The organism is Paenibacillus sp. NPDC056933, from assembly GCF_042674385.1.
Lineage (GTDB): Bacteria > Bacillota > Bacilli > Paenibacillales > Paenibacillaceae > Paenibacillus.
The window spans coordinates 1423298-1435778 of sequence record NZ_JBHUQN010000001.1; the positions used below are offsets into that span (position 1 = coordinate 1423298).

Genomic DNA, 12481 nt, shown 5'->3' on the forward strand with positions numbered 1-12481 from the left:
AATTAGGGTGTCAATGACAAAGACAAAAAAATGGATGACCATGGGGATTACGGCTGCATTAGTCGTTGGTTTGCTGGCGGGCTGCTCCTCCAATGATGGGGAGAACAATACAGCAGGTAAAGACGGGGAACAAGGGCCGATTACGCTGACCTGGTTTGATGGCAATACCAAAGGAGAACCTTTTACCGATGCGGTTGCCCAGGAAATTACCAAAAAGACGGGCATAGAGATTTCCATCCAGCAGCCAACGGGTAATCCAACAGAAAAACTGAGCCTGATGCTGGCGAGTGGTGACTATCCCGATGTGGTGGTCATGAGCCGGGGAGATGCTTCCCTTGATAAGTACATTTCAAGCGGCGCATTCATTCCACTGGATGAGTTGATTGAGAAATATGGTTCTGATTTGAAAGAAATGTACGGCGAAACGTTGACCAAAACACGTTATACAGACGGCAAGAACTACTATCTGGCAAACTGGTACGGTCTCGACAGTGATCCGGTCTTCGGTATGCTGATGAGGCAGAGCCTGCTGGAAGAGTTTCTTCCAGACAAGGCAGATGGTTCAAAGCCACTCACAACGGACGAGTTTGAGACACTCCTGAAAAATTTCAAAGAAAAATACAACACGATTGATGGCAAAGAGTCCATTCCGATGACGATGAATGGTGAGAACATGGGCGCGAATCTGGGGACATTTAAAGGCATGTGGGGCTTAAAAACGTATTATGACAACAATGGACGTCTGCAATATGATGTCAAGGACCCCAAATATCGTGAAATGCTGTTATACATGAACCGATTATATAGAGAAGGTTTGATTGAGAAGGAATTTGCTATTAGTAAAACGCAAACATGGATTCAAAAGCTGACGACTGGCGCGGTATTCGCTACCCCAGGTGCATATTGGGACCCAGGTAACGGTAATGCGGCCCTGAAGAAGGATGGCGGAGAGAAGAATCAGTTATTTGCATATAAAGTTGTTGCTCCAGGTGTAGATCCGGCTCAAACGACATTTGGTCCAAGAAGTTCGCTTGGATGGGATGCGATCGCTATTACCAAAAATAACAAGCACCCGGAAGAGACAATGAAGCTCTTTAATTATCTGGCGAGTGATGAAGGACAGCATTTGCTGCTGTGGGGTAAGGAAGGCGAACAGTATACCATGGTAGATGGCAAGCGCCAACCGGACCCTGCGTTCCTGCAAAGCTTCAAGGATAACTGGGATGACACGGTGAAGAAAAGCGGCGTTCGCAAATGGTTATGGTTTATCAAAAATGGCCTTGACCCGAATGGACAGCCGTATGATATGGCGGTCAAATTCCAGCGCAGTGAAGTGGATGAACTGGCCATTAAGAGTCTTGGCGATTCCGTATGGGATACAGCGCAGTATGATAACCTGAATCCGGATGGGGGAACACCTCAAGCACTGACGGCCCAGAAGGTGAAGGATATTATGGATCAGAGCATTACGAGAGCTATTATTGCTCCAAGTGAAGTTGAGGCCAATTCCGTATTCGACAAGATGCTGGAGGATATGAAAAAGGCTGGCGATGAGAAAGTGGAGGATATTATTAACGAGAAATATGCTCAGCGTATGGAACTGTGGTCCTCCAAGTAAGTGGAAAGCAACTTATAAATAAGAGTGTCCCGGGTGATTGCCCGGGGCGCTTTTTATTTATGGATGCATTTTACCATATGAGCTAAACCGTTGCTTTAACAATGGCGATGATATCCCCTACTACTGTAGAGATCTTGCCAACCTGACCAGACAGCATATATTGCTCGCCAGAAGAAACTGTGCATAATGCCCCTTCTGCCCAAGGGATATAGAAGGATAGGGAGGTACCGGCTTCACTCTCAATCTCGATCCACTTGGTTTCTCCATCCGTAAAAATCGCACTGACGAGGAAGCCTCCCACAGCACGGAGCGTATGGAATTCTGCCTTCTGTTCGTTCGGCCAGTTGGGGAAGAAGCGCAGGTTACCATTATAACTTTGAAGAAGGCATTCATTGATAACGGAAGGCAGGGAAAAATTTTCGAACCAGATGCCCATACGGGACATGAAATCGAAGTTCTCCGTGTCAGCATAGCGACCACCGCTCATTAGGACCCGATCTGTGCAAGTGCCGTTTGATAGCAGACAATACTGTATTTGACGCTTGAAGCGTTCCAAATCCAACACGCCAAGCCGGGCTCCGACAAAATGATAGAATACCAGTTCATTGCCGCCTTCGTTGCAGTGATTAAGGTAGGAGTTCACTGCGGTCTGGTATTCCTCTTCTGGCGAATGAAGCCCGTGATCTTCACCTGGAAATACCGTCGTAACAGGAATGGGGACGTTATACACCACATCAGGATCCTCACCTTCCACCGACACAAAGACTGGACCGTTGCGGGATTCGGCTGTGGGATAAGAAGGGAAATGGCTCAAAATCTCTTTTACTTTCTCTAGCAGATCCTGCTCGGATTCCATCCTTTCAAGGACAACGCAAGCCTGGGTGAACGCATTGAACAGAAATCGCGTCAGTGTCAGGTCAATCAGGCAGTCCTTGTTCTTGGCAAAGCCAGGTGTAATCTCATATAACTCCGGCACCACCGTCGGAAAAATGTGATAATTGTCATCTCCCCAGCGCTCACCCTGTGCTTCTGGACGGTTCATGTAATCGACCATGAACAGCACTGCTTCTTTCATGGGTTGAAATGCACGATTACGCAGAAACGTCTCGTCCATGGAATAGAGATAGTGCCACCATAAACTTTGCACCGTCCATGGCGTCTCGCAGATTTCCCATCCCCAATGCGGAACAGGGTAGGGCATCATGGACATCTCAACAGGATAGGCGGAGTGTGGAAAATAAGCTCCGCTCAGTCCGTAATACTCTCGCGCCCACGCCCGGCTGACGGGAAGTACATGATCAACCATATCCACGTAAGGAAGATGTTTGTCGAGATGGTTGCTGGAGAATGCAACCCAGAATGGCTGCTGCGTGTTGTAATTCATGTGGTAATCGCCATGCCAGTCTGCACCGATGGTCCGGTAGCTCCAGTTGGCGAAAAGTCCAGGGCAGGTAATACCTGCTCTCACGGCACAATTAAAAAAATACAGATTGTGATACCAGATACGCTCCAGAAATTCATCCTCCAGTGCGACCGAGGAGCGGCTCCAATAGTCACGCCACATTGCATTCGACTCTTCCCTAGCTTGATTAAAGCATGATAGATCTGGCGGGAGGGCCCCATCATCAAGTTCGCTGTAAAGACCTTCCCACAGCTCTACGCAAGCCAAAAAGCCGTGTTCATCTGTTCCCGGAGGATCGAGGTTGACTTGTGAATCCAGCGTATGGATGGGCTGTTCTTCGTTCTTACCTATACCAGATACGCTTACAGCAAGCCGGAAAGCTTTATCTTTCACCTGAGTTATGTAAGGTACAGACGGGTGTTCCGCATGCGGCAAAATTTGTGTAAATGACTGTCCGCCCGTAACTTTGTGGGTAATAACTTCTGCGTGCGGGAATTCAGGTGGTGTCTCGGGATCTGGAATCAGCTTGATCTCCTCGAATAAGGGAACCAGAGCACCTGTTGCAGCATCACTTACTTTCATCCAGACTCGTTCATGTGATCCTTCCACAAAGAGCTCGAATATGGCAGGTTTGCCCTCTATCAAGAGATCAATCATGCAAAGGCCATTGGCAATATCAATGGTATGGCCGATGACTTCGGCCTTCCGTCGATCATATCGCAGCAGCAGTGATCCGCAGGGTATGGGCTTGGGATAAGCTTTACTGTAATTTTGGCCGGCCAGCTCACAATATTGTTTGTACCATGGATGATCCGTTAATTGCACCAAATCAGCTGGCAGAGCAGCCAATCTTTCATAGACCTCTTGGAAAGTCAGTAGCTCGTCTTTGTGATCTTCAGCGAGACGAATATCCCAGACATTGTTATGTCCAAAATGGAGCATTACGGCATCCGGGCGGGTTGTTACGACAATACCCAGTCCTCCGTTGCCCAATAGTGCGCCTTCAAAAAAATCCGGCGCAGGACCAGTGAAGGAAACGGGATGCTGCTTGGCACGTTCATAGCCTCTGTTCTTATTTATCTCGTGTCTTCTCTTCATTTGCTTATCATTCTTCTGCATAAATTGTCCTCCTCGTGAAGTATGCGATGTACAGTTATTACTGTATTGGAACAGCAGTTTGCTGTATTTAGCAAGACGTCCACGATTTGCACGATAGTCAGATCAATTGGTGCTCTGCTGAGATGTACCTCTAGTCCCGAATTGTACCTTTCGACAATGGAGATGAATGGGTAACATCGAGAGAAACGGAGTCGGAAAGGAAATTTCCAATGAATTTTGCTTCCTTGCATCCCTATGTATATCTGGCGACACGATACCCATTTGTAAAAGGACAGTCGAGTTCTCAGCGAATTTGCTATACCAGCTCTATTTACTTGATCAGCGAAGGGTACGGGATATTGACTACAAATGGTCAGAGCAGCAGGCTTGGTCCGGGTTCGCTGGTCTATATCGCAGCAGGGCAACTGCATGAGTGGGTAGCTGATCTGAAGAACCCAATGGTACACCTATGTTGTTATTTCGATTGGCACTATGTGGAGAGGGGAACGGATTTCAATACAGTTTGTCCGATTTGTTATCCCCCGCAGGTGCTGCAGCAAGCTTTTGTGGGCTCATCTTTTCCTTACGCGCTGAGGGAAATTTCAAAGGTGGAATCATTGCGGATTTGGCAGGATCTCTTCCGGGATTTTTATAAGAGTGAGGCGTTCATCAATGAACAAACATTTATGCGCAGTTTGACGATTCAACGTAATTTCCAGACATTCATCGACTATTTTTTGAACTGTTGCATGCTGAGGGAGGATTTCATTCCAGATCAGCGAATAAGCCAAATGTTGCACATGATTGAGCAGGATTTGTTGCATGAAGCCCCCAAACCGCTGAAGGTCTATTACCAAAAGCTGAATATGAGCCGTGGTCATTTTTTTGAACTATTTAGAAAATCTACCGGATATTCTCCCATCCAATATATGAACCGATTCCGCATAGGACTGGCTAAGGACGATCTGCTGCACACGATGCTAAGTATTACACAAATAGCGGAAAAATATCACTTTAGCTCCGTTCATTACTTCTCCAGGCTGTTTCATCGACTAACGGGTCAAACCCCGCGTCAATATCGCTTGAGTGCTTGTGCTAGTCCAATACTGCAATCTTAAGTTTTTCATTGGAATGAACAGGCTTTTTTGGTCTACATATTCCCCCTTCATTGTTCAAATAATGATGGAACAGAACAAAGGAGGGAACGACGGATGAATAAGGCCGGGCGAAAAGGGTGGTCATGCTCTTGGAGAATGAAGATGTCATTGGTGTTAGTCGGCTCGATATTAATAGTCAATGGGGGAAACCTGCCTTCCAGTAGTGCGGATTCGCAACATGTACCACATCAGGTTTCTTCACATACTTCCGGAGACAAATCACAGCATAAACGAATGGCGATCATTATTGATGATGTTGGGAATAACATGAAAGGCACGGCAGAAATTTTGGCGACTCCTGTGAAGCTAACGGTGGCTGTAATGCCTTTTTTGCAAACGACAAAGAAAGACGCGATCGCAGCACATGAAAAAGGGATGGATGTGATTGTCCACATGCCCATGGAGCCCAAAAAAGGAAGGCCTGAATGGTTGGGTCCAGGTGCGATCACATCCAATCTGACGGACGAAGAAGTCCGTGACCGTGTGGAGAAAGCCATTGATGATGTCCCATATGCGATTGGCATGAACAATCATATGGGATCCAAAATTACGTCCGACAAACGCATCATGTCTATTGTATTGGACGTTTGTCAAGAGCGTGGATTGTTTTTTGTCGATAGCCGGACGAACTTTCGCTCCGTGGTGGGCGAATTGGCAGTGACTAAAGGCATGCCTCCAGTCGGGAATGACATTTTTTTGGATGATCATAATTCCAAACAGCATATTCGTAAACAGATGGATCTTGCGGCTCAGCGTGCTCTTGACAAAGATGTATGTGTCGTTATCGGGCATGTTGGACATTCCGGAATGAACACATCAGCCGTAGTTCATGAATCCGTCTCCCGGCTCAAAGGTCAGATTGAGTTCGTCGGTATTGGCGATCTGGTTCGTGATGTGTGGCATTGGAAGCCTGAGCTTAAACTGCCGACAGATAATAAATAATGCCGCTTGCTATGGCCTGTGCGATCCGTTTCTGTTCTTTCGGATCGCTAATCATGGCACGATCACGGTCATTACTTAGAAATCCGGTTTCGACGATTACAGCCGGTTGCTTTACATGATTCAACAGATAAAAGGGTTTACCCCATGCTACATTATGTTTGGTCTCGTACAATTGATTAAGTTGACTCTGAATGGAGTCTGCGAGCAGATAGCTGCGTCCCTCGTTCTGATGTAAAACGACCGGACCTCGGGAGGTCGACCGTGGGCTCCAGTTGGCATGGATGCTGACAACGATATCGGTGCTTATCTCTTCGCTGAGGCTTTTGCGTTGAGCCAAATCCCTGAGGTGACGTGAGCGGCTGTTCAGCCAGCGATTTTCGTCACTAAGTGCATAATCGCCGAATCGGTTAATAATGACTGCATAACCCTTGCTGCGAAGCAGGAGGTACACCTTTTGGCTAATAGCAAGATTGATGTCTTTCTCCAGAACACCATGGTCCGTTGTTCCACCGTCAATGCCGCCGTGTCCCACATCCAACAGGATAACAGGTGCTGCAAACGCATGGTGGGAGGAGCGATAGGCATCCCCATCCGTTACCGGCAGCATGGATGGGCTTATGGTTGATTGTTTTGATTGGAGTGAAGCGAATTGCTCCGTGGCGACGTGAGAAGTCAGGGGGACGCAACTAATACTGATTAGCAATGCCATCGATGCGGCCAGCAGCTTATACATGAGAATACACGCTCCTTCTTGAAATAGGCTTCTATAAGCAATAGAGACCGGATGGGTACCTTTGGCATTAGACTGTGCATTCTTTCATTTTTCATACTCTTTGCAGCAAAAAAATGTTTATCTCGGATCTCTTCTGCACACAATAGGGGTAACACATAAGCCCCGGCTTTACCGGAGCTACGGGAGGCAAGATTATGGCCAAAAGTGACGAGTTGGTGAAATACATTACAGAGCGAGTCGTTCATTATATCGACACACCCAAAGATGAACGTAAAGGCCGCACCAAGATCAAAGAGCCTTGGACGATGAAGTGGTTCGGAATGATTCCTTTTGCCGTATCCCTATGGGTTGGGAAAAAGGAAAAAGCAATGAATTCGCCGGAAAACAGGGAGAAACCAAGTTCTTCGGGTAAAAGATAATTATGGATCAGCTTTATATCTGATCTCAACGTAAAAGACGCATTCCTAGGAAACCAGAGGAAGGCGTCTTATTTGTTTTGCACATCAGCCACTTCTTAACTGGGATGTTTAGGATTAAAGGCGTAGAAATGCCCATCCCGTATTAAGGTCTGCAGAGGAACAAATCGTCTTACCGAAGTATGACCACCAATAGCTACATATTGTAATAACGCTGTTCCACGGTCATTACGCCAGATCTGATACCCGCTGACAGGGAGAGGGCCTCCATAGAAAACATTTTGATGATTTGCAGAGAAAACAATCGCTTTATAATCTTTCCATTGCTCATTCAACGACTTAACTCCAGTAATTGATACAGCCTTGGATGTGATCCATAACAGGTTATCTGCAGGATTGAACATGGGCTGCAGATACATGGAATCTACAGATCGCAGTGAGCCTTGAGGTGAGACTGACGGGATGACAGTTGTTTGTCCAGACATCGTGGTCATTGAATGAGGGCGTTTCGTGTTCTGTGAGTCCACATCGAGTTCTTTCAGAACACCTTCTGGCAAGGTATCGCCGTTGGTTGCGTCAATATAGATTGCAGCAGCATGGGGTCTATCCACTTTCCAATAAGCGAGCAGGGGAGGAGCGTAACACCATTGCAGCTCCCCTCCTTCTGTACTAAGCTCTTGCAGGGTCAATTGATGTCTATCCAAAACTTGATTCAACAAGGAACTGCTGTAAGGCCGTTGTCCTCCCTGACCATACTCACTGAGCTGTAACTGCCCCTGGTCGTTCTCTGAAATAATCATATAACCAACGGGGGACCCTTCAACATCAGCGTAAACAAGCCAACTGCGCGTGCCGGGACCGAGGGGGTAAAAGTTCAATTCGGCCTGTTTCCAACGTTTCCCGGTCGCTTCAGACCCAAGAATGAGCGCTTGTTCGTGTGCAAACTGTTGAACCGTATCTGGGGCCATTATATCTGAATGAAGCACAGCCGTACTTTGGGCAATGGTTAAGGGTTGCATCGATTCAGATGCATCTTGAATACCAGCACCTTCAGCTTGCAGTAAGGGGAGCAGGGTGATTACACACAGAAGGCACACAGCAATACCTGTAATTCGTCGTATTACGTTCCACGCAGGGTGGAAGGGTTGTTTCATGCGAACACCACCTCTTCTGGAGTACATATCATGACGAATTGGAGCTGTATTCGTTACATGATCGTTTCTAGTTTCATTCTAGAGGACAAGCTGTGCAAAGGTTGCTGCAACCTGTCGGGCTGCCACTCATGAATAAACACTACTTTTGCCGTCATTTGCGGGAAAAGTAGTGTCCTCGTCGTCTATCTCAAATGAAACATGCCGCTGCTAATGGCGGTCACCTTCACTTTAGGCTCATATTGCCAAATCATCTCGGTACGGCGCGTCTCGTATTGAAGCTTCATGGCCTCACGGTCCATCACCGCTTGTCTGGCTTTATCCTGTTCAGGGTCCGTTTCCGGTTCTGCCTGAACAGCAGATTCAGCTGCGAGTTCGACATCGGATCCGATCATCACGCCAGTAGGTTCAATTGGCTGTAAATGTACATTCTGGTTTCGAGAGGGCTTGGAGCGAGCAGGCTGAATAGGGGTAGATGGTCCCGCCTGATCCTTACCAGAGGCATTCACCTCTCTACTGGAATCAGAGAGCGTATCTACGTCGACCTCAGGAGTGTCTTCTCTAAGAACTGCTTCATAGTAGGTATCCACAACAGCGAGTTCCAGATCAAGCCGCTCTTTAGCCTTCTCAGCCCAGCTATAATCGAGTTCCAATAAGCGGTTCGTCAAATGAAATTCCAGAGCAGCCCCGGCATCGGCTAGCGATACTTTGGCGGTCTGTACGTGCATATTCTCTGCAAGTCTTGGACTGAGGTCACGTTTGTTCAGCTTGGAGCCGAATTTCTCGACAATCTCCCCTGTGCGAAGGGAGATTCCAATAAAATGCAGTTCCTCCCGCTTTAAATCACAGGCAAACTCCACTTTGAAACAGACACCAAGCCATGGTTCATATACAGCTGGTGCGGTAGCGCGCAATTGCCGTTTGGCAGCCTGTTCGAACAGATTTACATATTCGCCACCTTCACGGGCTGCATTGAAGATCTGTTGTAACCTGCGGCTGCCATATACCACATCCTCTTTCAAAATCCGTCCTGGCCCTAGTTGAGGGAGAGAAGGGACAATGCCGAAGTACCTGCCGAGAATCGTATCTTTTGGCGCTTCGGCGCCGGGATTTGTACCTGCTGGTGGAGCAGATTGTGCAGTCTTTGCTTCAGCAGCTTCCAGGGCTTGCTGATGGGCGTCCGGATCAAATACAAACGTAAAGGACATTGTCTCCGCAGGTGCTCCGGTTCGCTCGACAAATCCCCAATAATACGGACGGTTGGTTAACGCCTTGTCGGCTTCTGGTGAAAGTTTAACGGTTACATGGGCAGGAGATCGCTCCATGATCTGACAATCGAGTGTTTCCAGGTAAGTGAGCACGTAAGCTTGCACTTCATGGGGCGACATGGTCATGATCAGAGACCTCCTTTGCGAAGATCAACCCCGGTCACGACCGGAGCCTGACTTGCAACTTCACGCTGAATGGAGTTCAGCGATTGTCCAAGTGAATCCATTTTACGGCGTATATCCTCTTCGTTTTGTGACTCAAGCATAATTTTGTACAAACTTTTCTCAATGGATTCCTTCTTCTCCAGCCGTTCCAGAATGACATCCAGTCCACCAATGACCATCTCAAACATATTGATCTTTTCATGCAGCAGATTCAGAATGTGTTCTTCAATGGTACCCGTCGTCGATAGGTTGTAGATATTGACGTCATTTTGCTGTCCCAATCGGTGTACGCGGCCGATCCGCTGCTCTACACGCATGGGATTCCAAGGCAGGTCGAAGTTGATCATGTGATGGCAAAATTGCAGGTTGATGCCCTCACCGCCCGCTTCGGTTGCAATCATTGCCTGCACGCGGCCCCGGAAGAGATCCATCATCCAGTCTTTTTTACCCCGATTCATGCCGCCCCGATACGGAACAGCGGTCAGGCCGTTGTTGCGAAAATAATTAAGCAAGTACTCCTGCGTGGCACGATATTCGGTAAAAATAATAACCTTCTCATTCATGTCACGAACGAGTTCCATCGTTTTCTCGGCCTTGGTATTCTCCTTAATCGCTTTAATATGTGCAACCAGTTCCCATATCTTGTCCCTAAGCGGGGAGTCCAGTGGAAGTTTCTTCGACAGATTGACCAGTGTTACAAATACGGCATCCCGGCTGCTGCATACTTCTCGCTGTAACGTCACCAGGGAAAGCATGCTGCTCAGGTTGCCGCCCGCTTCCTGATACTGATCTTTCACAAAGGAAGTTACACCATCGTATAGGGCCTGTTCTTCGGCCGATAGCTGCAAATTTACATTGGACACGTTCCGTTTGGTGAATTGAACAGGCCCTTCGCCGCGGCGGTTGCGGATCATGACTTTGGATAACTCATCCTTGAGTTGTTCCTGATTTTTAGGAATACGTTTGTCCACTACAAAATTGGCCGCAAAATCACCTTGACGACCAAGCTGTCCCGGCTTGAGCAGGTTAATGAGATTAAACAGCTCGCTCATGTCATTCTGTACCGGCGTAGCCGTGAGCAAAAGGCAGTATTTTTTTCGCAATTTCAGCATGAATTGATAGTTGGTCGTTTTTTTATTTTTGAGCTTATGAGCCTCGTCGATAATAATCATGTCGTAATCCGTATTCAGCAGCATATCTTTATGCGGGTCACGCTTCGCTGTATCCATGGAGGCAACCACGATTTCATTTTGCCAGGAATAGGCTTTTTTCTGTGCAATCGCAGGGATACCAAATTTGGAATTCAGTTCCCGGACCCATTGCAGTACAAGGGACGCAGGCACGAGAATCAGAACTTTGGATACGAGTCCACGGACCATATATTCTTTCAGAATCAGGCCAGCTTCAATTGTTTTACCTAGTCCAACCTCATCGGCTAAAATGGCACGGCCTGACATTTCAAATAATACTTTGCGTGCCGTATCCAGCTGGTGTGGAAGCGGGGTGAGACCCTGTAAATGCTTCAGGCACTGGATTTCATCAAAGTTGGGAATCAAATTCGTCTCTTCCGCTTGAATGGCAAGTTGAAAGAGTCTGTAATCGCCCCATGGGCCGCCTTTATCGAGTCTGGACTCCAGTTGGGTCAGCCAACTGCGGTCGAATTCAAGTGGAACGGGTAATTCTGCTGCAGGTTGATTGAGATGATGCGGGCTTTTCCGGTTCATGATGCTTCCTCCCCTGCCATACGTGATGACGTTTTATTCGTAGGTTATAGTATGGACGAATGAGAGGAAGTTCATAACCATGGTCGGAATTCGACGTGGTGATGCCAAGATGCCAAAAAAGTTCACAGATTTCGTATGAGGGCGTGTGATGGAAAAGCCATGTGGAGAGCAGTGCCCAGGAGAACGAGGCTAGTACAAGTGAAGAACAGAATCGGATGGAAAGCGGGCATCACACCGTAGGGACTTTGGATCAACATCCGAAGGGTAACGGGAGTGAGGATGTGAGAACCTTTGCCGAGTCCAGGAATTTATGTCCTTCCTGTGGTTCTGCATCCCTGATTAATGTGGAAGGATGCAAAACATGCAGCAATTGTGGATACAGCAAATGCAGTTGAAATGGATTGATATTTGAGCATTGTTTCGTTAGCGATGATTATGTTTGTTTCACTTTAGTTAAGAAAATCGAATAAATGTATTCTATGTATATTTGTACACCTGGGTGAGGATCGAAAGGTCCTCACCTTACTTTTGTATTACTATAATTGCTACAATCTCTCAAGAAGTACTGAAGGAGGTTTTAACTAAATGTTGTTACTTCATCCTCAGCCATATCCTGATGAAAGTATAATAGGATATCGTATAAGACTTATCTGGAAAAACAAGATTTTACCTCATATGATAAGAAAGGGGTAGGTCGAATACAATCTCGAGTTTCCGTAATTACTGGATGTATCAATCAAAACGTAGCTCCACTGAGCATGGTAATATTAATTGGGACAGTACATGCTAAGTAAGTTAAAAGTTGGG

At 47.0% G+C, this 12481-nt stretch carries 9 protein-coding genes; 4 read left to right on the top strand and 5 right to left on the bottom strand.

What is annotated here, in order from left to right; translation table 11 throughout:
* Positions 1-13: 13 nt before the first annotated feature.
* Positions 14-1618 carry an extracellular solute-binding protein gene (locus ACFTRD_RS06550; RefSeq protein ID WP_379378219.1) on the top strand — a complete coding sequence of 535 codons (1605 nt, stop codon included), beginning with the start codon at positions 14-16 and terminating at the stop codon, positions 1616-1618.
* An 82-nt stretch (positions 1619-1700) separates the two neighbouring features.
* Here the strand turns inward: ACFTRD_RS06550 and ACFTRD_RS06555 are convergent, their stop codons facing one another.
* Positions 1701-4139 (bottom strand): glycosyl hydrolase family 95 catalytic domain-containing protein, encoded by a 2439-nt coding sequence (locus tag ACFTRD_RS06555; RefSeq protein ID WP_379378220.1) that lies wholly within the window; start codon positions 4137-4139, stop codon positions 1701-1703.
* A gap of 209 nt (positions 4140-4348) precedes the next feature.
* Here ACFTRD_RS06555 and ACFTRD_RS06560 point away from each other — a divergent pair, with 209 nt between their 5' ends.
* Together ACFTRD_RS06560 and ACFTRD_RS06565 are read left to right on the top strand one after the other, a co-directional pair.
* Entirely contained in the window at positions 4349-5236 is an 888-nt protein-coding gene (locus ACFTRD_RS06560; RefSeq protein WP_379378221.1) for an AraC family transcriptional regulator, read from the top strand.
* A gap of 141 nt (positions 5237-5377) precedes the next feature.
* The gene (locus ACFTRD_RS06565; RefSeq protein ID WP_379378222.1) at positions 5378-6217 is read left to right on the top strand and encodes a divergent polysaccharide deacetylase family protein; all 840 of its coding nucleotides are present in this window, start codon (positions 5378-5380) and stop codon (positions 6215-6217) included.
* On the opposite strand, the gene ACFTRD_RS06570 is transcribed toward ACFTRD_RS06565, so the two are convergent.
* Positions 6192-6950, bottom strand: a complete 759-nt coding sequence (locus tag ACFTRD_RS06570; RefSeq protein ID WP_379378223.1) for an N-acetylmuramoyl-L-alanine amidase — start codon at positions 6948-6950, stop codon at positions 6192-6194. The two genes, ACFTRD_RS06565 and ACFTRD_RS06570, sit on opposite strands and share 26 nt — an antisense overlap.
* 194 nt (positions 6951-7144) lie before the next feature.
* On the opposite strand from ACFTRD_RS06570, the gene ACFTRD_RS06575 reads away from it, so the two are divergent.
* Positions 7145-7369: a YqzE family protein gene (locus ACFTRD_RS06575; protein ID WP_379378224.1), complete on the top strand. Its 225-nt coding sequence runs from the start codon at positions 7145-7147 to the stop codon at positions 7367-7369.
* A gap of 95 nt (positions 7370-7464) precedes the next feature.
* On the opposite strand, the gene ACFTRD_RS06580 is transcribed toward ACFTRD_RS06575, so the two are convergent.
* The 3 genes from ACFTRD_RS06580 to ACFTRD_RS06590 all read right to left on the bottom strand — a co-directional run bounded on the left by ACFTRD_RS06580 (position 7465) and on the right by ACFTRD_RS06590 (position 11674).
* Complete coding sequence (locus ACFTRD_RS06580; RefSeq protein ID WP_379378225.1) at positions 7465-8520, bottom strand: hypothetical protein; 1056 nt, start codon at positions 8518-8520, stop codon at positions 7465-7467.
* Between the two features lie 182 nt (positions 8521-8702).
* Positions 8703-9911 (bottom strand): YqhG family protein, encoded by a 1209-nt coding sequence (locus tag ACFTRD_RS06585; protein ID WP_379378226.1) that lies wholly within the window; start codon positions 9909-9911, stop codon positions 8703-8705.
* A 2-nt stretch (positions 9912-9913) separates the two neighbouring features.
* Positions 9914-11674, bottom strand: coding sequence for a DEAD/DEAH box helicase (locus tag ACFTRD_RS06590; protein ID WP_379378227.1), 1761 nt, complete (start codon positions 11672-11674; stop codon positions 9914-9916).
* Positions 11675-12481 lie beyond the last annotated feature (807 nt).